Annotated in this window: 16 protein-coding genes; 9 read left to right on the top strand and 7 right to left on the bottom strand. The window is 71.4% G+C overall.

The annotated features are described in order from the left end of the window. Positions 1 to 52: 52 nt before the first annotated feature. A complete protein-coding gene (gene coaE, locus ACIRB4_RS09110) occupies positions 53 to 670 on the bottom strand; it encodes a dephospho-CoA kinase (RefSeq protein ID WP_403289424.1) in 618 nt (205 codons plus the stop codon). A 43-nt stretch (positions 671 to 713) separates the two neighbouring features. Further along, positions 714 to 1652, bottom strand: coding sequence for a PAC2 family protein (locus ACIRB4_RS09105; protein ID WP_403289423.1), 939 nt, complete (start codon positions 1650 to 1652; stop codon positions 714 to 716). Positions 1653 to 1855: 203 nt separating this feature from the next. Here ACIRB4_RS09105 and ACIRB4_RS09100 point away from each other — a divergent pair, with 203 nt between their 5' ends. After that, on the top strand, positions 1856 to 2809 hold the full coding sequence (locus tag ACIRB4_RS09100; protein ID WP_403289422.1) for a right-handed parallel beta-helix repeat-containing protein: 954 nt from the start codon (positions 1856 to 1858) through the stop codon (positions 2807 to 2809). Between the two features lie 145 nt (positions 2810 to 2954). On the opposite strand, the gene rpsA is transcribed toward ACIRB4_RS09100, so the two are convergent. Beyond that, the gene (gene rpsA, locus ACIRB4_RS09095; RefSeq protein ID WP_019885395.1) at positions 2955 to 4457 is read right to left on the bottom strand and encodes a 30S ribosomal protein S1; all 1503 of its coding nucleotides are present in this window, start codon (positions 4455 to 4457) and stop codon (positions 2955 to 2957) included. Between the two features lie 344 nt (positions 4458 to 4801). Here rpsA and ACIRB4_RS09090 point away from each other — a divergent pair, with 344 nt between their 5' ends. Both ACIRB4_RS09090 and hrpB read left to right on the top strand, forming a co-directional pair. Further along, complete coding sequence (locus tag ACIRB4_RS09090) at positions 4802 to 5629, top strand: class I SAM-dependent methyltransferase (RefSeq protein ID WP_403289421.1); 828 nt, start codon at positions 4802 to 4804, stop codon at positions 5627 to 5629. A 68-nt stretch (positions 5630 to 5697) separates the two neighbouring features. Further along, positions 5698 to 8265 (top strand): ATP-dependent helicase HrpB, encoded by a 2568-nt coding sequence (gene hrpB, locus ACIRB4_RS09085; RefSeq protein WP_403289420.1) that lies wholly within the window; start codon positions 5698 to 5700, stop codon positions 8263 to 8265. Here hrpB and ACIRB4_RS09080 read toward each other — a convergent pair. The 3 genes from ACIRB4_RS09080 to ACIRB4_RS09070 all read right to left on the bottom strand — a co-directional run bounded on the left by ACIRB4_RS09080 (position 8249) and on the right by ACIRB4_RS09070 (position 11308). Then, positions 8249 to 9244, bottom strand: coding sequence for a DUF3068 domain-containing protein (locus ACIRB4_RS09080; RefSeq protein ID WP_403289419.1), 996 nt, complete (start codon positions 9242 to 9244; stop codon positions 8249 to 8251). The genes hrpB and ACIRB4_RS09080 overlap by 17 nt on opposite strands. A 13-nt stretch (positions 9245 to 9257) precedes the next feature. Continuing rightward, positions 9258 to 9398 (bottom strand): SPW_0924 family protein, encoded by a 141-nt coding sequence (locus ACIRB4_RS09075; RefSeq protein WP_356894295.1) that lies wholly within the window; start codon positions 9396 to 9398, stop codon positions 9258 to 9260. Positions 9399 to 9565: 167 nt separating this feature from the next. Beyond that, positions 9566 to 11308, bottom strand: coding sequence for a lytic transglycosylase domain-containing protein (locus ACIRB4_RS09070; protein WP_403289418.1), 1743 nt, complete (start codon positions 11306 to 11308; stop codon positions 9566 to 9568). Positions 11309 to 11498: 190 nt separating this feature from the next. Between ACIRB4_RS09070 and ACIRB4_RS09065 the strand changes: the two genes are divergently transcribed. Next, complete coding sequence (locus ACIRB4_RS09065; protein ID WP_403289417.1) at positions 11499 to 12362, top strand: DUF4184 family protein; 864 nt, start codon at positions 11499 to 11501, stop codon at positions 12360 to 12362. A gap of 97 nt (positions 12363 to 12459) precedes the next feature. Here the strand turns inward: ACIRB4_RS09065 and polA are convergent, their stop codons facing one another. Then, positions 12460 to 15114 carry a DNA polymerase I gene (gene polA / locus ACIRB4_RS09060; RefSeq protein WP_403289671.1) on the bottom strand — a complete coding sequence of 885 codons (2655 nt, stop codon included), beginning with the start codon at positions 15112 to 15114 and terminating at the stop codon, positions 12460 to 12462. A 176-nt stretch (positions 15115 to 15290) separates the two neighbouring features. Here polA and ACIRB4_RS09055 point away from each other — a divergent pair, with 176 nt between their 5' ends. The 5 genes from ACIRB4_RS09055 (at position 15291) to ACIRB4_RS09035 (ending at position 21742) form a co-directional block, all read left to right on the top strand. Then, positions 15291 to 17573, top strand: a complete 2283-nt coding sequence (locus ACIRB4_RS09055) for an FdhF/YdeP family oxidoreductase (protein ID WP_403289416.1) — start codon at positions 15291 to 15293, stop codon at positions 17571 to 17573. 67 nt (positions 17574 to 17640) lie between these two features. Continuing rightward, a complete protein-coding gene (locus tag ACIRB4_RS09050; protein ID WP_403289415.1) occupies positions 17641 to 18147 on the top strand; it encodes a PaaI family thioesterase in 507 nt (168 codons plus the stop codon). A gap of 823 nt (positions 18148 to 18970) precedes the next feature. Next, entirely contained in the window at positions 18971 to 19855 is an 885-nt protein-coding gene (locus ACIRB4_RS09045; protein ID WP_403289413.1) for a trypsin-like serine protease, read from the top strand. Positions 19856 to 19903: 48 nt separating this feature from the next. Beyond that, a complete protein-coding gene (locus ACIRB4_RS09040; protein ID WP_403289412.1) occupies positions 19904 to 20029 on the top strand; it encodes a hypothetical protein in 126 nt (41 codons plus the stop codon). Between the two features lie 474 nt (positions 20030 to 20503). After that, positions 20504 to 21742, top strand: coding sequence for a branched-chain amino acid ABC transporter substrate-binding protein (locus ACIRB4_RS09035; protein WP_403289411.1), 1239 nt, complete (start codon positions 20504 to 20506; stop codon positions 21740 to 21742). Positions 21743 to 21750: the final 8 nt, after the last annotated feature.

Raw genomic sequence — 21750 nt, 5'->3', positions numbered from 1 at the left:
CGCACGGAATGACGATCCGACCGCCGCGCCCCCGCGATCCTCTTCGCCCAGCTCAGCGAGCCTGGCGGTCGTCCGCCGCGGCCCGGCGCGTCAGCTCCGTCCAGACCTTCCTCACCTGCGGTTCGAGCGCCTCCAAGGGCCCGTCGTTGTCGATGACGAGATCCGCGACGGCTCGCCGCTGCGCGCGTGTGGCCTGGGCCGCCATCCGGGCGCGGGCCTCCGGCTCGGCCATGCCACGCAGCCGTACCAGCCGGTCGAGCTGTGTCTCCGGGGACGCGTCCACGACCACGACCAGGTCGTAGAGCGGGGCGAGTCCGTTCTCGGTGAGCAACGGCACGTCGTGGACGACCACGTCGTCCGGCCCGGCCTCCCTCTCCAGCTCGGCGGAGCGGGCGCCGACCAGCGGGTGGACGATGGCGTTGAGGGTGGCCAGCCGGTCGGCGTCGGCGAAGACGATCGAGCCGAGCTTCGGCCGGTCGAGGGTGCCCTCGTCGGTCAGGATCGCGTCGCCGAACGCCTCCACGACGGCCGCGAGCCCGGGAGTGCCGGGCTCGACGACCTCGCGGGCGATCCTGTCGGCGTCGATCAACACGGCTCCGTACGAGACGAGCAGCCGCGACACTTCACTCTTGCCGGCGCCGATACCGCCGGTCAGGCCCACCTTCAGCATGAGCGGCAGCTTAGGGCCACCGTCCGGGCGGCGCCCTCGGGGGTTACGCGTCGCCCTCGCGTTCGGCGAGGAAGCGCTCGAACTCGCGGCCGAGCTCGTCCGCCGACGGCAGGTCGACGGGCTCGGCGACCAGGCTGCCCCGCGTCTCGGCGCCCGCCATGGCGTCGTACTGGTGCTCAAGGCCCTGGACCAGCGCCACCAGTTCGTCGTCGCCCTCACCGATCTGGCGGTCGATCTCGGTCTGCGTGCGCCGCGCCTCCGTGCGCAGCGCATGGGCGATACCGGGCAGCACGAGACCCGTGGCGGCGGTGATGGCCTCCAGGACGGTCAGGGCGGCGTCCGGGTAGGAGGCCCGGGCGACATAGTGCGGAACGTGCGCCGCGACACCGAGGGTGTCATGGCCCCACTCCGAGAGCCGGTACTCGACAAGCGCCTCGGCGCTGCCGGGCACCTGCGCCTCGTCGAAGGGGCTGCGGTGGCCCGGCATGAGGTCGGTGCGGCTGCCGTGCGGCGTGAGACCGACGGGACGGGTGTGCGGCACACCCATGGGGATGCCGTGGAAGTTCACGGCGAGCCGTACACCGAGGCGCTCGACGATCTGCCGGATCGCGGCGGCGAAGCGCTCCCACTCGACGTCCGGCTCGGGGCCGGAGAGCAGCAGGAAGGGCGCGCCGGTCGCGTCCTGGACGAGGCGGACCTCGATGGCGGGAGTCTCGTACGCGGTCCAGCGGTCGCGCCGGAAGGTGAGCAGCGGTCGGCGGGCGCGGTAGTCCACGAGCCGGTCGTGGTCGAAGCGGGCCACCAGCTGGTGCGGCAGCGTGTCGAGCAGCCGGTCGACGATCTGCTCGCCGGCCTCACCCGCGTCGATGTATCCGTCGAAGTGGTAGAGCATGACCAGCCCGGCCGACTCCTGCGCCAGAGCCAGGTCCACCACGGCCAGGCCCTTCTGGTCCCATTCGTACAAATCCTGGGGATCAAGCACGATTACCGCTCCTCCTCGTGTTCCTCAGGGGGAACGTCCCCGGGGGGCGAAGCATTCCCCCACCGGTGATCCTTCTGGGCGCCCACTGGTCCAGACCTTGACATGCCCATGGGCCATCCCTACCGTCACGGGGCAGCATCGCGTTCAGCCAGTCGTTCGCCGTACACATACGAGAACCCTCGCTTCTACGGGAAGGCACCCCCATGCGCACCCGAACGCAGCTCCTGTCCCTGCTTCCGTTGACGGCCCTCCTCGCCGTGCCGCTCGCCGCGACACCGGCCGCCGCGGCCACCATCGAGGTGTCGACCGCCGCGCAGCTCAAGACGGCGCTCACCAACGCCCGACCCGGCGACACGATCCACCTCGCCGACGGGACGTACACCGGGAACTTCAAGGCCACCACGCCGGGCACCTCGTCCGCCCGGATCACCCTCACCGGCTCCTCGCGCGCGGTACTCCGCGCCGACGGCGGCTACGGCCTGCACCTCAACGGCGCCTCGTACTGGACGGTCAAGGGCGTCACCGTGACCGGCGGCCAGAAGGGGATCATGACCGACACGGCGAACGGCGTGGTGATCGACGGCGTCACCGTGCACGGCCTGGACATGGAGGGCGTGCACTTCCGCAACTCCAGCAGGAACGGTGTCATCAAGAACTCGCGGATCTACGACACCGGCAACGACGGGCGCGGCATGGGCGAGGGGGTCTACGTCGGGAGCGCCAACACCCTCTCCGACAAGAGCGACAACGCGCAGATCCTGAACAACACGATCGGGCCGGACGTGGGCGGGGAGGCTGTCGACATCAAGGAGGGCACCACCGGCGCGAGGATCATCGGGAACACCTTCGACGGCCGCGGTCTCACCGGCGCCCACTTCGACGACTCCTGGGTGGACGTCAAGGGCAACAACGTGCTGGTGGAGAACAACACCGGCCGCAACACCACCAACAACGGCTTCGAGACCCACTCCCAGCGGAGCGGCTGGGGCTGCGGGACGGTCTTCCGTGGCAATCGGTCGGATCTGACGGGGGCCTCGGGCGCCAAGCGGCTGGCGATCTACGTCACCAACCAGAGCGACAGCTGCCGGACGACGGTGTACGGCTCGAACACGGTCACCGGCGGCAGGGGGCTGACGAACATCGCCGTCACCCCCTGAGCCGTCGCCCTTGCGTGGGCGACCGTGAACCGTCCCGCCTTCAGCCGTCGGCCCTGAGCCATCGGGCCCTGAACGGCGCAAGGCCCGCTCCCCCGAGGGGGAGCGGGCCTTGTCGCTTCAGCCTGTCAGCTGGAGGTCAGAGCGTTCAGCTCTGGCCGCCGGCCAGCTTCTCGCGCAGGGCGGCCAGCGCCTCGTCCGACGCCAGGGCGCCGGAGTTGTCGTCAGACTCCGAGGAGTAGGAACCGCCCGAGACGCCCGCCGGGGCACCGGCCGGAGCGGCGGCGCCACCCTCGGCAGCGGCGGCCTCGTCGGCCTCGCGGGACTTGATGACCTGAGCCTGGTGCTGCTCGAAGCGCTGCTGCGCCTCGGCGTACTGGGTCTCCCAGGCCTCGCGCTGGGTCTCGTAGCCCTCGAGCCAGTCGTTGGTCTCGGGGTCGAAGCCCTCGGGGTAGATGTAGTTGCCCTGGTCGTCGTAGGACGCGGCCATGCCGTACAGGGTCGGGTCGAACTCGACCGAGGCCGGGTCGGCACCGAAGGACTCGTTGGCCTGCTTCAGCGAGAGGCTGATGCGACGACGCTCGAGGTCGATGTCGATGACCTTGACGAAGATCTCGTCGTTGACCTGGACGACCTGCTCCGGGATCTCCACGTGGCGCTCGGCCAGCTCGGAGATGTGGACCAGACCCTCGATGCCCTCGTCCACGCGGACGAACGCACCGAACGGAACCAGCTTGGTGACCTTGCCGGGAACGACCTGGCCGATCTGGTGCGTCCGGGCGAACTGCTGCCACGGGTCCTCCTGCGTCGCCTTCAGCGACAGGGAGACACGCTCGCGGTCCATGTCCACGTCGAGAACCTCGACGGTGACCTCCTGGCCGACCTCGACAACCTCGGAGGGGTGGTCGATGTGCTTCCAGGACAGCTCGGAGACGTGCACGAGGCCGTCGACGCCACCCAGGTCCACGAAGGCACCGAAGTTGACGATCGAGGACACGACGCCGGAGCGGACCTGACCCTTCTGGAGGGTCGTGAGGAACGTCTGGCGGACCTCGGACTGGGTCTGCTCGAGCCAGGCACGGCGGGACAGGACCACGTTGTTGCGGTTCTTGTCCAGCTCGATGATCTTCGCCTCGAGCTCCTTGCCCACGTAGGGCTGGAGGTCGCGGACACGACGCATCTCGACCAGGGAGGCCGGGAGGAAGCCGCGGAGGCCGATGTCGAGGATGAGACCACCCTTGACGACCTCGATGACGGTACCGGTGACGATGCCGTCCTCTTCCTTGATCTTCTCGATCGTGCCCCAGGCGCGCTCGTACTGGGCCCGCTTCTTCGAGAGGATCAGGCGGCCTTCCTTGTCCTCCTTCTGGAGGACCAGGGCCTCGATCTCGTCGCCGACCTTGACGACCTCGTTCGGGTCGACGTCGTGCTTGATCGAGAGCTCGCGGCTCGGGATGACACCTTCGGTCTTGTAACCGATGTCGAGCAGGACCTCGTCCCGGTCGACCTTCACGATGACGCCGTCGACGATGTCGCCGTCGTTGAAGTACTTGATCGTCTCGTCGATCGCGGCGAGGAAGGCTTCCTCGTTACCGATGTCGTTGACCGCAACCTGCGGGGTGGTGGCGGTGGTCTCGGTGCTGCTCGTCATGTGGGAAAGGGCTCCGGTTACGGACAGAAAGTCGTAGGTACTGCTACGCCGTGAGCCCGTATCGCACCAAGAAGCCGGACAGCCAATGAAGCGCCGTCCCGCGTGAACGGGGGCGCCTCGAAAACCGAGGGGACATACAACAGGTACGAGCGCGGCCTGCTCCGTCTGAGGCGCGCAGGCCCGCAGCGCAACCTTTAGCATACGGGGGCGGCCGGACAGGGTCAATGCGCGAAGCGCGCACCCGGGGCAGATCGCCGCATAACCGGCACAACTCACGTCACCCCACGCCTCCGGGCACTGGGGCCGCGCAGCCGCGCTGTGCGCAAACTACATCGACGGGTGAGATGAACCAAGAGTACGGACCGGCAGACGAGGGCGGGCTCGAGCCTGCGGCGACCCGTCGTGACGCCGGGGAAGCGGAGAGCAGCCGTGCGAGTCGCGGGTGGTGGGAGCGGAACGCCGACGAGTACCAGAGCGACCACGGAGCGTTCCTCGGGGACGACCGGTTCGTCTGGGGTCCCGAAGGGCTCGACGAGGCCGACGCCGGACTGCTGGGTCCGGCCGGCTCGCTGAGGGGCCTGGACGTCCTGGAGATCGGGGCGGGGGCGGCGCAGTGCTCCCGCTGGCTCGCCCGGCAGGGCGCGAGGCCGATCGCGCTGGACCTCTCGCACCGCCAGCTCCAGCACGCGCTGCGGATCGGTGATGACGTTCCGCTCGTCGAGGCGGACGCGGGGGCGCTGCCCTTCCGGGACGGCTCCTTCGACCTGGCCTGCTCGGCCTACGGCGCGGTGCCCTTCGTGGCGGACCCGGTGCGGGTGTTCCGTGAGGTGCGCCGGGTACTGCGGCCCGGTGGCCGGTGGGTCTTCTCGGTGACGCATCCGATCCGCTGGGCGTTCCCGGACGAGCCGGGCCCCGAGGGCCTGTCGGTCGCGGCCTCGTACTTCGACCGCACTCCCTATGTCGAGCAGGACGACGAGGGGCGGGCGGTGTACGTCGAGCACCACCGGACGATCGGGGACCGGGTGCGGGACGTGGTGGCCGGCGGTTTCCGGCTGGTGGACCTGGTGGAGCCCGAGTGGCCCGCGTGGAACGACCAGGAGTGGGGTGGCTGGTCACCGCTGCGGGGCAATCTGATCCCGGGGACGGCGATCTTCGTCTGCGTCCGCGACTAGTCATATGAACAGACGGGCCCTGTGGACAGTCGCGCTCGCCGCCGGTGACGACGTACGAGACTGAGTGCGTGATCCGAAACGACGCACTCGACCGTCTCCCCGTCCGCCATGCCGTCCCCGAGCTGCTGAGCGCGCTCGACGAGCGGGGCACGGCCGTGTTGTACGCGCCTCCCGGCACCGGCAAGACGACGCTGGTGCCGCTGGCGCTCGCGGGGCTCATAGGGGACGGGCAGCGGCGGCGGGTGCTGGTGGCCGAGCCGCGCAGGATGGCGGTGCGAGCGGCGGCGCGGCGGATGGCGTGGCTGCTGGGCCAGGAGGTCGGCGAAGCTGTCGGCTTCTCGGTCCGCGGCGAGCGGCGGGCCGGACCCGCGACGCGGGTGGAGGTGGTCACGACCGGCGTCCTGCTCCAGCGTCTCCAGCGCGACCAGGAGCTGGCCGGTGTGGACGTGGTGCTGCTCGACGAGTGCCACGAGCGGCATCTGGACGCGGACACGGCGATGGCGTTCCTCGTGGACGTACGGGCGGCGCTGCGGCCGGAGCTGAAGCTGATCGCCGCCTCGGCGACCAGCGACGCCGAGGCGTGGGCGGAGCTCCTGACTGTCCTGGACGGTTCGGGCCCGGCGCCGATCGTGCGGGCGACGGGCGAGGGACACGGCTGCCGTGTCCTGTTCGCCCCACCGCCGGCCGGGATCCGGCCGGCGCACGGCACGTGGGTGGATCCCGCCCTGCTGCGGCACGTGGCGGCGACGGTGCGGCTGGCGCTGGAGCGCCACGAGGGAGATGTCCTCTGCTTCCTTCCCGGTACGGGAGAGATCGCCCGCACGGCCGGGATGCTGGACGGGGTGGACGCGGAGGTCCTCCAGCTGCACGGCCGTGCCCCGGCCGCCGTGCAGGACGCGGTGCTGCGCGGGACGGAGCCGGGCGGGCGCCGCAGGGTGGTCCTGGCGACGGCCGTGGCGGAGTCGAGCCTGACGGTGCCGGGGGTGCGGATCGTCGTGGACTCGGGCCTTGCCCGGGAGCCGCGGATGGACCACGCGCGGGGCCTCGGCTCGCTGGCGACGGTGCCGGTGTCGGTGGCCGGGGCGACCCAGCGCCTGGGCCGGGCGGGCCGGGAGGCGTTCGGGACGGTGTACCGCTGCTGGGCGGAGGCGGAGGACGGGCGCCGGGCGAGGTTCCCGTCCCCGGAGATAAGGATCGCGGACCTGGCCTCCTTCGCCCTGCGCACGGCCTGCTGGGGCGACCCCTCCGCGGCCGGGCTCGCGCTGCTGGACGCCCCGCCCGCCGGGGCGATGGCGGCCGCCCGTTCCGTCCTCACGGCGATCGGCGCGGTGGACGAGGACGGCGGGGCCACGGAGCGCGGGGTTCGGATGTCCCGGCTCGGCGTGCATCCCCGGCTGGCCCGGGCCCTCCTGGACGGTGCGCCCACGGTGGGCACCCGGCGGGCGGCCGAGGTGGTGGCGCTGCTCAGCGAGGAGCCGCCGCGGGAGTACGGCGACGATCTGGCGGCGGCCTGGCGCTCGGCGCGGCGGGGCGGCGACGGGTACGGGGCGCGCTGGAGGACGGAGGCGCGGCGCCTGGAGCGGTCGATCGCCGAGGCGGGAGGCTCCCCGCGCGGGTCGGGGCTCGTCGGAGCGGCGGGTGCTCCGGTCGCCGGGGACGACGCCGCGGCCGGGCTGGTGACCGCTCTGGCCTTTCCCGAGCGGGTGGCCCGGGCGCGTCAGGGCGGCGGGTTCCTGATGGCGTCGGGCACGGGTGCCTCGCTCGTGGAGGGTTCCGCGCTGCGCTCGGCCCCCTGGCTGGCCGTCGCCGTGGCGGACCGCACGGCGCAGAACGCGACGGCGCGGGTGCGGTTGGCGGCCGTGGTGGACGAGGACGTGGCGCGTGCCGCGGCCGGGCATCTGCTCACCGCCGGGGAGGAGGTCCGCTGGGAGGACGGGGACGTGGTCGCCCGCTCCGTGGCGCGTCTGGGCGCCGTCGAGCTGGCGGTGCGCCCGCTCCGGGAGGAGGCCGACGCCGGTCTCGTCCGTGAGGCGCTGCTCGACGGGCTGCGGCGGGAGGGCCTGGGGCTGCTGCGGTGGAGCCGCGAGTCGGAGGAGCTGCGGCGGCGGCGCGGTTTTCTCCACCGGATCCTGGGCGAGCCGTGGCCCGACGTCGCGGAGCAGGCGCTGCTCGACCGGGCGGCGGAGTGGCTGGAGCCCGAGCTGTCCCGTGCGCGGCGGCGGTCCGACCTCGGCCGGATCGACGCCGGTCAGGCGCTCCAGCGGCTGCTGCCCTGGGCGACGGGCGAGGCGGCCCGGCTCGACGAGCTGGCGCCGGAGCGGATCGAGGTGCCCAGCGGCTCGCGGATACGCGTCGACTACGGCGGCGAGCAGCCGGTTCTGGCGGTCAAGTTGCAGGAGATGTTCGGACTCGCCGAGACGCCACGGGTCGCCGGGACGCCGGTACTTGTCCATCTCCTCTCCCCCGCCGGCCGACCGGCGGCCGTCACCACCGATCTGGCCTCGTTCTGGCGGGAGGGCTATCGGTCGGTAAGGGCGGAGCTGCGCGGCCGCTACCCCCGGCACCCGTGGCCGGAGGACCCCGGGGCGGCCCAGCCGACCCGGCACACCAGCGCACGGCTCAGACGGGAGCGGTGACGGGTTCCCGCGCGGGGCCGGGTTCCGCCTCCTGGCGGCGGGCGCGGGCGCGGGCCTCCAGCCAGAGCGCGAGGGCGAAGAGTGCGAGGCCCAGGAGGAGGAAGCTCCAGGGCAGATAGGAGACGAGCAGCAGGACCATGAGGCGGTTGGACTCGACCAGCTCGACGATGGCGGTGATGTAGTCCTCGCGCATCTTCACATGGCCCTCGAAGACGGTGACGGTGTCCTGGCCCATCATGGCCCGGGCGTTGCGGAGCTCCTCCTTGTGGATCTCCTCGCCGTTGACCGGGGCTCCGGTGACGGGTTCGACCCAGAACATCCGCTGGGTGGTGTACCAGCGGGTGAGGCCCGAGCCGGCGAGGATCTCCGGGGTGATGCCCTTGACCGGCATGGCCTTCGGCATGGGGACCTCGGTCCAGGGGATGGTCTGCTCGAAGTAGTAGACCTCCAGGCCGCGGAAGGTCCGGGTGCCCATGTAGTGGATCGGGGCGGAGGTGCGGGTCTGGGCGTCGAAGTACTGGTAGTCCCGTTTCTCGGTGAGGAAGGGCCATTTGAACTCGATGCCCTCGCGCCGGACGGGGTCGCCGTCGACCATCTCGCCGGTGGCGTGGACCGGCTCCTGGGTGTGGGCGTCGAAGATGTACCGCTCGGGGATCTTGGACACCATCTTGCCGTCGGGCCCGGCGACGAAGGAGAGGGAGTCCCAGACGACGACGTCGCGGCCGGCGTCGCGCTCGATCCTCCTGGACTCCTCCACGTTGCCCTTGAGGGTCTGGATGATCGTGAGCTTCTCGATCCTCTCGGCCTTGAGCGTGGAGTAGTTGAGGAGGGTGGCCGGCTTCGCCTCCAGGACCGTCTCCTGGTACTGGTTCGGCGGGATCTTCGCCAGCCGGGGGAAGGCGTACCAGCGCAGGGTGGGGGCCATGGCGACGAAGAAGACGGCGAAGGAGAGCAGGACGAGGCTGGCTCGGCGGCGCATGGGAGGGCTCCTCCTACTTCTTGGGGCCGGGGTCGGCGGTGAGGAGGGGCCGGGGTGAGGTGGGGCCGTCGGGCGGCAGCTCGGCCACCGAGACGAGCAGGATGACGAGGAGGACGGGGACCAGCCCGATGGCGGCGGCGACGAGGGCGCGCATGGTGGCCTCCCGGTGCTCGATCTGATGCTGCGTCAGGGAGGGGGCACCGTAGCAACGCGGCCGTGAGATGAGAACACGTCGCACTCAGAACGCGGAAGGCCGCTCCTCCGTCCGGGGCTGGACAGAGGAGCGGCACGGAAGTCGCGCGGGGGACGCCCCCGTCCGGATCAGGAGGTGGAGCTGGGCGTGGGATTGGGGGAGGCGTCCGGCGATGTCGTCGGGGACGGGGTGGGCGCGGGGGCCGGTGCGGTGACCTTGAGTTCGATGATCAGACTGCCGCCGCCGGGCGCGGTCAGCCGGAGCAGGAAGGTTCCCGCCTCGCCGTCCGCGTAGATGTCCGGCAGGGTGAGCAGGCCGTTCTCGTCCGTCTTGAGATCGGTGAGCGTCCGCAGCGGGTCGCCGTTCGCGTCCTTGAAGTACGGACCCTTGGTGGCCGCCTGGGAGTCCTGTGCCGAGGTGACCATGGTGGCGGTCAGGGCGACCGAGGAGGCGGCGGCGCCGTCGTGGGTGGCCTTCACCAGCACCCGGTCGGCGAACCGTTCGCCGGTGGTGGCCGTCAGCACCTTGGAGTCGCCGCGGACCAGGGTGTCGGCCTGCCGGGCGGTGACGGTGGCGCGGAACTCGACGGGCGCCATGCTGCGGCCCACGACGGTGGCCCGCACGGTGAAGCCGCCCAGCTGTTCGCCCGCCCGGAGGAGCGGTGTGACGACCTTGCCGGTGGAGCCCGTCGTGAGGGTGACGCTCTTGGCCACGCCGCCGAAGTTCGCGCCGGTGGTCCCGAGGATCTCGAAGCGGACGCTGATGCCGGCGACGGGCTTGCCCGCCGAGTCGAGGGCCGCGACCGTCGGTCGTCCCGCGAAGACGCCGCCCGCGGTCGCCGTCAGCGTGCCCGTGCCGGCGTCCTTGATGCGTACCACGCGCACCGACGCGGGCGGGGTGGGCGGCGGAGTGGTCGGCGACGTACTGGGGTTGGACGGCTTCGGCTTGGGCTTGGCAGTGGCCGGCGGCGTCGACGGGGAGGGGGACGGACCGGCGGGCTTCGTCCGTTCCGGCGAGGTGCTGCCACGGGAGGTGTCGCTGCGGTCGACCGGCAGCACGCCCGTGCCGTCCGGGACCTGGTGGGTGCCGCGCTTGTAGTACTCGAACCAGGAGAGCACCGTGTGCAGGTACTCGGTCGAGCGGTTGTAGCTGAGGATCGCCCGGTCCAGGTCGGCCTTGACCGCGAGGTCGCGGTTGTTGGCGCAGAGGTAGAGACCGGCGGCCTGGGCGGCGTCGTAGATGTTGTTGGGGTCCTTGCGGCCGTCGCCGTTCGCGTCCTGGCCCCAGGTCGCCCAGGTGGAGGGGATGAACTGCATCGGACCGACCGCGCGGTCGTGCGTCCTGTCGCCGTCGAACGCACCGTCGTCGGTGTCCGAGATGTTGGCGAAACCGACACCGTTGAGCACCGGGCCGAGGATCGGCGAGGAGGTGGTGCCGTTGGCGTCCACCCGGCCGCCGCGCGCCTGACCGGACTCGACCTTGCCTATGCCCGCGAGCAGCTGCCACGGCAGGTGGCAGCCGGGGTCGCTGGACCGTATGGACTGCTCCGCGCGCTTGTACGCGGCGAGGACGGTCGCGGGGATGCCCGCCTCCGCCGGACCGGTGACGATCGGCAGGTCGACGGAAGTGCCGGGCTTGTTGGGGGTGTTCAGCGGCGGGAGGTCGGTGTAGTACGGGGACTGGCCGGTGGCCGAGTCCTCCGGCGGAGTCGTCGAGTCACCGGCGCCGATCGACTGGTCGCCGCTCGCGTTGTCGGCGGGGGGCGGTGTCATGCCCGGAGCCTGCGAAGCGGCCAGCGCCGCGACCGCCGCGGCCACCACGGCACCGCTCGTGGCCCCCCTGCGCAGCCGACGGCCCAATTGCGCTGCCATACGTACGTTCCCTCCCCCTCGAGAGCACTCGCGCTCCCCGCGCGTGGACTCAGGCGACCCTATGACAACTGCGCGCCCCGGCACACCGGCGCCTGACCGGGTTTCACGCTTTCGTCACCACTTGGCCGCCCGGGATCCGACGAACATCACTCCCGCATACTGGTGCCTGACCGCACAAGGGGGGCCTCCGATGCCGTTCACACTCAGTCATGCCGCCGCCGTGCTGCCGGGGATACGGAGAGACGGCACCGCACGGGGGCCGCTGGTCGCGTCGGCGCTCGTGGCGGGGTCGTTCTCTCCCGACATGACCTATTTCGCGGCGACGGCGGTCCCGGACGCCATGTTCTTCGGGGAGGTCACGCACGCGCCGTTGGGGATCGTGACGGTCGATGTCCTCATCACCGCGCTGCTGGTGGCGCTCTGGCTGATGGTGCGTGAGCCGCTCGTGGCCCTGCTGCCGGCCGGCCGTCGGGCGCGGGTGTACGCCTTCCTGCGCGGCCGCCCCTGGCGGGAGCGCCGGCCGGCGGCGCTGGCCGCGTGGTTCTGTCTCTCCGCGGTGTTGGGGGCGACGACCCATGTGGTCTGGGACGCCTTCACCCACCTCGACCGCTGGGGCACGCGCGCGCTTCCGTTCCTCGGCGAGATCGTGGCCGGCTTCCCCGTCTATCTCTACGCGCAGTACGGCGGTTCGGCACTGGCCCTGGGGGTGCTGGTGTGGTTCACGGCGCGGGCGCTGCGCGCGGCGCCCGCGGGGGCGGCGCTGCCGCCGGGCTTCCCGGTGCTCGACCGGCGGGGGCGGTGGCTGGCGGCCGGGCTGATCGGGGGGTGCGTCCTGGCGGGCATCGTGCACCGCTGCCTGCGCTGGTACGCATACTGGGGCCGGATCGAGACGCCGCTGGACATCATTCCGACCGCCTGTTTCGGCGCGGGCGCGGGGCTCGCCCTCGGTCTGGTGCTGTACGGGGCGGTGGTGCGGCTGCGCGGGACGCCGGTGACGCCGGTCCCGGGAACCCCGGAGCGTGAGCCGGTGCGCCCCCCACGGGGATCGCGCTGATGTCCCGGTCCGGGGTATAGCCCTACGCCCTGCCGGAGGCGAGGCGGGCGGGCGACGAAGCGCGCCCCGCGGGCGCGCTTCGTCGGCCGTCCGGTCGTCAGTGCGCCGCCGACTCCCAGTCCGGACCGACGCCCACCGAGACGTCGAGCGGGGCGCGGAGGGAGACCGCCGAGGACATCTCCTGACGGACCAGGGTCTCGACCCGCTCGCGCTCTCCGGGGGCCAGCTCGACCACGATTTCGTCGTGGACCTGGAGGAGGATCCGGGAGGAGAGGCCGGCCTCCGTCAGGGCGCGGTCCACGTTCAGCATGGCGACCTTCACGATGTCGGCCGCGGTGCCCTGGATCGGGGCGTTCAGCGCCATCCGCTCGGCGGCCTCGCGGCGCTGGCGGTTGTCGCTGTTCAGGTCCGGGAGATAGCGGCGGCGGCCGAGCATCGTCTCGGTGTAGCCGGTCGCCCGGGCCTCGTCGACGACCCGGCGCAGATAGTCCCGCACCCCGCCGAAGCGCTCGAAGTACGTGTCCATCAGGGCGCGGGCCTCGCCCGCCTCGATGTTCAGCTGCTGCGAGAGGCCGAAGGCGGACAGGCCGTACGCCAGGCCGTAGGACATGGCCTTGATCTTGCGCCGCATCTCCGCGTCGACGGCGGACCGCTCGACGCCGAAGACCTGCGAGGCGACCGTCGTGTGCAGGTCCTCGCCGGAGGTGAACGCCTCGATGAGGCCCTCGTCCTCGGAGAGGTGGGCCATCACCCGCAGTTCGATCTGGCTGTAGTCGGCGGTCATCAGGGCCTCGAAGCCCTCGCCCACGACGAAGCCGTGGCGGATGGCCCGGCCCTCGTCGGTGCGGACCGGCACGTTCTGCAGGTTCGGGTCGGTGGAGGAGAGGCGTCCGGTCGCGGCGACGGTCTGGCTGAAGGTGGTGTGGATCCGGCCGTCGGCGGCGATCGTCTTGATCAGGCCCTCGACCGTGGAACGCAGCCGGGCCTGCTCTCGGTGGCGCAGCATGATCACCGGCAGTTCGTGCTCGGTCTGCGCGGCCAGCCAGGCCAGCGCGTCCGCGTCCGTGGTGTAACCGGTCTTGGTCTTCTTGGTCTTGGGGAGGTTCAGCTCGCCGAAGAAGACCTCCTGGAGCTGCTTGGGCGAGCCGAGGTTGAACTCGTGGCCGACGGAGGCGTGCGCCTCCTTCACGGCCTGCTGCACCGCGCCCGCGAACTGCTGCTCCATGGCCTCCAGATGGGCGCGGTCGGCGGCGATGCCGTGCCGCTCCATCCGGGCGAGGAGCAGGGACGTGGGCAGTTCGACATCGTGCAGCAGATCGGTCGCGCCGACTTCGCCGAGCCGGTCGCCGAACGCCTCACCGAGGTCCAGGACCGCGCGGGCCTGCGCCATGAGCGCGTCGGCCTCGGCGTGCTCGTCCGTACCGAAGGCGAGCTGCCCGTCGGCGGCGGCCGGGGCCAGCTCGCGGTGGAGGTACTCGACGGAGAGCGCGTCCAGGGCGAAGGAGCGGCGCCCCGGCTTGACCAGATAGGCGGCGAGGGCGGTGTCCATCGTGATGCCCTCGATGTGCCAGCCGTGCTCGGGGAAGACCCGCAGGGACTCCTTGGCGTTGTGCATCACCTTCGGCCGGGCCGGGTCGGCCAGCCAGGCGGCGAACGCGCGCTCGTCGGTCTCGTCGAGCCGGGTCGTGTCGAACCAGGCCGCCTTGCCGTCGGCCGCCGCGAGCGCGACCTCACTGACATTGCCGACGCCCATGGCCCAGGTGGCGACGGTGGCGACACCGAGCGGCTGCCCGCCGTGCTGCTCCAGCCAGAAGGCGAGCTCGCCCGCGCCGAGGACCGTGCCGTCCAGCTCGACGCCCGCGTCGGGGGCCGGGGCCTCTTCCTCCGCCGCGCCGGGGTCGACCGCGAGCAGGCGCTCCCGCAAACTCGGATTGCGGATCTCCAGGACCTCCAGGAAGCCCTTCAGGGCGGTCCTGTCGTACGGGGCACGCTCCAGCTCCGCGACGCTCCGGGGCAGCTCGACGTCCCTCACCAGCTCGGTGAGGTGGCGGTTCATCTTGACCGACTCCAGGTGGTCGCGCAGGGCCTGGCCGACCTTGCCCTTGACCTCGTCGGCGCGCTCGACGAGCTCCGCGAACGACCCGAACTGGTTGATCCACTTCGTGGCGGTCTTCTCGCCCACACCCGGGATGCCGGGGAGGTTGTCGGACGGGTCGCCCCGCAGGGCGGCGAAGTCGGGGTACTGCGAGGGGGTCAGGCCGTACTTCTCCTGGACCTTCTCCGGGGTGAAGCGGGTCAGCTCGGAGACGCCCTTGGTGGGGTACAGCACGGTCACGTGGTCGGTGACCAGCTGGAAGGAGTCGCGGTCGCCCGTGACGATCAGGACGTCGAAGCCGGCCGCCTCGGCCTGGGTGGCGAGCGTGGCGATCACGTCGTCGGCCTCGAAGCCGTCCACCGCGAACCGCACCGCGTTCATGGTGTCGAGCAGCTCGCCGATCAGCTCGACCTGCCCCTTGAACTCGTCCGGAGTCGTGGAGCGGTTCGCCTTGTACTCGGGGAAGTCGGCCGAGCGCCAGGTCTTGCGGGACACGTCGAACGCGACCGCGAAGTGCGTGGGCGCCTCGTCGCGCAGCGTGTTCGCCAGCATGGACGCGAAGCCGTAGATCGCGTTCGTCGTCTGTCCGCTCGCGGTGGTGAAGTTCTCCGCGGGCAGCGCGAAGAACGCCCGGTACGCGAGGGAGTGCCCGTCCATGAGGAGCAGACGGGGACGGTTGTCTTCGGTCTTCTTCGATGCTGTCTCGGCCACGAACACGATCCTGCCACGGACCGCTGACAATCCCGTCCACACCTGGTCCGCTCCCCTGCTGTCGGAGGTCCGTGACAGGATCGAGGACGTACGCAGCAGAGTTCCGCTCAAGGGAGAGCGCGATGGTCAGCAAGCCGCCCGCAGGCGACCCGGTCCAGGACGCGCCGCAGGTCGCGCCGCCGCAGCACGCGGCCGCCGGGCTGCCCGCCGTCGCCCACACCCTCAAGATCGCCCAGGCGCAGATGGGGGTGCGACGCACCGCCCGGACCCTCCTCAAGGTCAACCAGAAGGACGGTTTCGACTGCCCGGGCTGCGCCTGGCCGGAGGGCGACAAGCGGCATGTGGCGGAGTTCTGCGAGAACGGGGCGAAGGCGGTCGCCGAGGAGGCGACGCTGCGCCGGGTGACGCCCGACTTCTTCGCCGCCCACCCGGTGGCGGACCTGGCCACGCGCAGCGGCTACTGGCTGGGCCAGCAGGGCCGCATCACACAGCCGATGTATCTGCCCGAGGGCGGCGACCGGTACGAGGCGGTGCCCTGGGAGCGGGCCTTCGCGATCATCGCCGAGGAGCTCCGGGCGCTGTCCTCCCCCGACGAAGCGCTCTTCTACACCTCGGGGCGGACCAGCAACGAGGCCGCGTTCCTGCTGCAGCTCTTCGCCCGGGAGTTCGGTACGAACAATCTGCCGGACTGCTCCAACATGTGCCACGAGTCGTCCGGCTCGGCGCTGAACGAGACCATCGGGATCGGCAAGGGCAGTGTCTCGCTGGAGGATCTGCACCAGGCGGACCTGATCATCGTCGCGGGGCAGAACCCGGGGACGAACCACCCGCGGATGCTCTCCGCCCTGGAGAAGGCCAAGGCCGCGGGCGCCCGGATCATTTCGGTCAACCCGCTGCCCGAGGCCGGCCTGGAGAAGTTCAAGAACCCGCAGACCCCGCAGGGCATGCTCAAGGGCGCCGCGCTCACCGATCTCTTCCTCCAGATCCGGATCGGCGGCGACCAGGCCCTCTTCCGGCTCCTCAACAAGCTGATCATCGAGACGGAGGGCGCGGTCGACGAGGAGTTCGTCCGCGAGCACACCCACGGGTACGAGGAGTTCACCGCCGCCGCCCGCGCCGCCGACTGGGACGAGACGCTCGTCGCGACCGGCCTGACCCGGGGCGAGATCGAGCGGGCCCTGGAGATGGTGCTCGCCTCACGGCGGACCATCGTCTGCTGGGCTATGGGCCTCACCCAGCACAAGCACTCCGTGCCGACCATCCGCGAGGTGGTCAACCTCCTCCTGCTGCGCGGCGCCATCGGCCGCCCCGGCGCCGGCGTCTGCCCGGTCCGCGGCCACTCCAACGTGCAGGGCGACCGCACGATGGGCATCTTCGAACGCCCCGCGCCCGCGTTCCTCGACGCCCTGGACAAGGAGTTCGGGATCGTCTCGCCGCGCCACCACGGCTATGACGTGGTCCGCTCGATCCAGGCGCTGCGCGACGGCGAGGCGAAGGTCTTCTTCGCGATGGGCGGCAACTTCGTCGGGGCGACGCCGGACACGGAGGTCACCGAGGCGGCGATGCGCCGCGCCCGGCTCACGGTGCACGTCTCGACGAAGCTCAACCGCTCGCACGCGGTCACCGGCGCGCGCGCCCTCATCCTGCCGACGCTCGGTCGCACCGACAAGGACGTGCAGCGGAGCGGAAAGCAGTTCGTGACGGTGGAGGACTCCATGGGGCTCGTGCACGCCTCGCGGGGCAATCTGCCGCCGGCGAGTCCGCATCTGCTCTCCGAGCCGGCGATCGTCGCCCGGATGGCGCGGGCTGTGCTCGGTGCCGCCTCGGCGACGCCCTGGGAGGAGTTCGAGAAGGACTACGCCACGATCCGGGACCGCATCGCGCGCGTGGTGCCCGGCTTCGAGGACTTCAACGCCCGGCTCGCGGCGAACCCCGGGGGCTTCGCGCTGCCGCACGGTCCGCGCGACGAGCGCCGCTTCCCCACGGCCACCGGCAAGGCCAACTTCACCGCCGCGCCCGTCGAGTACCCGAGGGTTCCGGAGGGCCGGCTGCTGCTGCAGACCCTGCGCTCCCACGACCAGTACAACACCACGATCTACGGCCTCGACGACCGCTACCGCGGCATCAAGGGCGGCCGCCGCGTCGTCCTGGTCCACCCGGCGGACGCGGCGGAGCTGGGTCTGGCCGACGGGGCGTACACGGATCTGGTCAGCGAGTGGACGGACGGCAGCGAGCGCCGGGCGCCCGGCTTCCGGGTGGTGCACTATCCGACCGCCCGCGGATGCGCGGCGGCGTACTACCCGGAGACGAACGTCCTGGTGCCGCTGGAGTCAACGGCGGACATCAGCAACACCCCCGCCAGCAAGTCCGTGATCGTGCGTCTGGAACAATCACCCTCCGCCTAAGCGTTTGCTCAGGCGATCAGGCGGATCAGTGATCAGCAGTCGGACGCAGACGAACGGAGCCGGGCCGATGGGTGAGCAGCAGCACGTGAAGTTCCCGCAGGAGGTCGTCGACGAGTACGCCGCGCTCGGCGTGGATCTTCCCGCTCTCTTCTCCGCCGGGCACCTCGGCAACCGGATGGGTGTGCAGATCGTCGAGGCCTCGGCGGAGAAGGTCGTCGGCACGATGCCGGTGGAGGGCAACACCCAACCGTACGGGCTGCTGCACGGCGGCGCCTCGGCGGTGCTCGCCGAGACGCTGGGCTCGATCGGCTCCATGCTGCACGGGGGCGTCTCCAAGATCGCGGTGGGCGTGGACCTGAACTGCACGCACCACCGCGGGGTGCGCAGCGGCCTGGTCACGGGTGTCGCGACCCCGGTCCACCGCGGGCGCTCCACGGCCACGTACGAGATCGTCATCACGGACGAGCAGGACAAGCGGGTCTGCACGGCGCGGCTGACCTGCCTGCTGCGGGAGGTCACGCCCAAGGACGCCGGCAACGTCCCGGACGCGGGCGTGACCGGCGGCGCGGCCTGAGCGCAGGCGGCCCACCGTCGCATCGATCACCGGCCCGGGGCGGTCCGCTCCGCCCCGGGCCGCGCTGCGCGACGCCCCTTGGCGGTCCGGGCGCCAGGGTTCCCCCGCCACGAGCCCGCCCCCGAACGGCGCCCATGACCGAGCCTCGGCAACGCGACCGGGTCTGGCGCCCGTCACCGTGACCGTCAGGGCCGCACCGGCCAGAGCCTGCCGCACGAAGGCCGGCACAGCCCGGCCACACGCAGAGTGACCACCACGGGTTCACCTCACGGCCCCCGGCCGCAGAGAAGGAGCCTGAGCCCGGGCGGCGGCGGGGGCGCGGGGCCGGAGCGCGGGCGCGCGTACCGCCCCGGGTGCGAATCCCGGTCTCCGGAGACGGAAGGTCGCCTTCCGGACGTCGTTCCGCGAGGCCCGGGCCCTACTGCCGGACGTGGTGCCGCGGACCACGGTCCCAGCCTCCGGACGCCGCCCGCCCCGGAGACGTCGCGGCTCCCGACGCACGCCCGCCCACGCCCGGCCGCCGGGACGGCAGCACACCCGGGCCCGCCCGTCCGGCGCTTCCCGGCGACCGAGCCATCGCCCCTCGCCGCGCGACCGCTCCGGGCGGCCCGGCCGCCCCGACCACCCCGGCCGCCCCATCGCTCCGGGCGCCGCGCGACCGCTCCAGGCCGCCCCAGCAGCCCCCCGGCCGCCCCGCCGTTCCATGCCGTCCGCCAACATCCGTATCCGCAGCCCCTCTTGCCCCCACCTGCCGCAGGCGCTTCACTGGCGAGCCTCCCCCACAGGAGAAGACCCGATCCACTCACACACCGAGGGGCTCTTCTTGACCGCCGTACGTATCACCACCGTGGCGACCGCCATCACCGCCGTGGCCTGCGCTGCCGTTCTCGCCACCGCGATCCCGTCCGCAGCGATCAACTCGTACAACGCGACCCCCGCGCCCGAACGCACCGAGGTCGGCGCGCTCGTCGCGACCTGGGACAACGACGGGGACCCGAGCACGCCCGACCGGGTCGACTGGGTCTGTTCCGGAACCATGATCGACGCGGACACCTTTCTGACCGCCGCGCACTGCACCACCGACTGGCCGGAGAACGTGAGGTTCTACGTCTCCCTCGACCAGGACGTGCAGGGCGGTCTGGACAAGGCCGCCGCCGAGCATCCCGGCGATCCGGCCGCCGTGGCCAAGGCCGTGGCCGTCGAGGGCACGGCACACAACCACCCGGCGTACCCGGGCCCGGCCTCGGACACCCACGACATCTCGGTCGTCCAGGTACCGGCCGCCGCGATGAAGGCCCGCTGGGCGTTCACGCCCGCCGCGCTCCCCGAGGCGGGCGCGCTCTCCGCGCTCGGCGCGCAGGGCCTGAACGACACCTCGTTCGTGGTCGCCGGCTACGGCACTCAGGAGGCGCGGCGCGGACCGGGCGGGCACACCCACCCGGGCGGCGGCGTCCGGTTGAAGGCCCCGGTCACCTTCAACGCGCTCAACGACGCGTGGATCCGGCTCGCCATGACGGCCCCGCAGGGCAACGGCGGTGCCTGTTACGGCGATTCGGGCGGTCCGAACTTCGCCACGCTGGACGGGAAGCTCACCCTGGTCGCCACCACGATCACGGGCGACACGCCTTGTTACTCCACCAACGTCACCTACCGCCTCGACTCGCCCGGAGCCCGCGACTTCCTGAAGCCGTTCACCCAACTGCCGTAGCCCACAGGCCGGTTGCGCCCGCACCGGTGATCACCTAGCGTGGCGCGCATGGCGCTGTCGCCGCAGACCCAGGCCAGGACCGCCCTTCGCGCGGTCCTGGCCTTCGGCGTTCCGGCCGGACGCGCGGCCGCAACCGCCCCGACGGGCCCCCGCCCCCGCACGGCGGCCCGGTGACGAGCACGCCACCACCCCCTCCCCATAACGCTCCGTAACTCTCCCGCCCTCCAGAAGCGGAGTGGCGCCCTCTGCGTTCCGTCCGCTCAGATCAAACCCTCTGTCCGCTATTCGGACACGCTCTCGCCGCCTGGCGACAGGACCATGATCCGCTCAAGCCCCTGAGCGGAACTGGGCATTCTCACTATGTGAACACCCCATAACTGACCGTTACGCCCCGATTTGCCCCCCGGGTATCCACCTCCTCTCCCCCTTGCGATAACAAGACAGTCACATCCTGACCTCCCCGCTCCCCACCTCCCCCACCTGCGCTTAGAGTCACCGCCAGTCACCGCGCCGCCGGGCGCGTCCACTGCACGGCCCTGCACCACCCAGTCATCCCCGTACGGCCCGGCACTCACCAACGGCACCTCTTGCCACGGCTTCACGGCACCGCCTCAGCTCGAGGGGGCCGCGCCAGGGAAAGGATTCATCGTGCGACACCGTTCCTTGCTCATCCTCACCACCGTGATCACCACGGGAGCACTCACCCTCACCGCGTGCGGTTCCCGCGACGACAAGGGCGGAAGCACCGACGGCGCCGCCGGCGGCGGCACGACGGTCGTCATCGGCGTCGACGCGCCGCTCACCGGTTCGCTCTCCGCGCTGGGCCAGGGCATCAAGAACTCCGTGGACCTGGCGGTCCAGACCGCCAACAAGAACAAAGAAGTCCCCGGCGTCACCTTCAAGATCGAAGCCCTCGACGACCAGGCCGTCCCCGCCACCGGCAAGGCCAACGCCACCAAGCTCGCCGGCATGAAGGACGTCCTCGGCGTCGTCGGCCCGCTGAACTCGGGCGTCTCCCAGTCCATGCAGGCGGACTTCGAGAAGGCCAACCTGACCCAGGTCTCCCCCGCCAACACCAACCCCTCCCTCTCCCAGGGCGACAACTGGGGCAAGGGCGAGTTCAAGCGTCCCTTCAAGACGTACTTCCGCACCGCCACCACGGACGTCGTCCAGGGCAAGTTCGCGGCGAACTACCTCTTCAACGACGCCAAGAAGAAGAAGGTCTTCGTCGTCAACGACAAGCAGACCTACGGCGCCGGCCTCGCCGCGATCTTCGCCGCGGAGTTCAAGCGCCTGGGCGGCACCGTCGCCGGCACCGACTCCGTCACCGTGAAGGAGACCGACTTCTCCTCCACCGCCAACAAGATCAAGGCCTCCGGCGCCGACTCCGTCTACTTCGGCGGCCAGTACCCCGAGGGCGGCCTCCTCTCCGACCAGGTCAAGAAGACCGGCGCCAAGATCCCCACCATGGGCGGCGACGGCATCTACGACCCTCAGTTCATCAAGGCCTCCGGCGAAGCCAACGACGGTGACCTCGCCACCTCGGTCGGCTTCCCCGTCGAGAAGCTCCCGACCGCCAAGAAGTTCATCGCCGACTACAACGCGGCCGGCTACAAGGACCCGTACGCGGCCTACGGCGGCTACTCCTACGACGCCGCCTGGTCCATCATCCAGGCCGTCAAGGCCGTCGTCGCCGCCAACAACGGCAAGCTGCCCGACGACGCCCGCGCCAAGGTCACCGAGGCCATGTCCAAGGTCTCCTTCGAGGGCGTGACCGGCAAGGTCTCCTTCGACCAGTACGGCGACACCACCAACAAGCAGCTCACCGTCTACCAGGTCAAGAACGGCGCCTGGACCGACGTCAAGTCCGAGACCTTCAAGGACTGACACCCCGC

The organism is Streptomyces sp. NPDC093600, from assembly GCF_044764755.1.
Lineage (GTDB): Bacteria > Actinomycetota > Actinomycetes > Streptomycetales > Streptomycetaceae > Streptomyces.
Note: the sequence above shows the minus strand (reverse complement) of the source record. Positions and strands in the feature narration are given on the sequence as shown.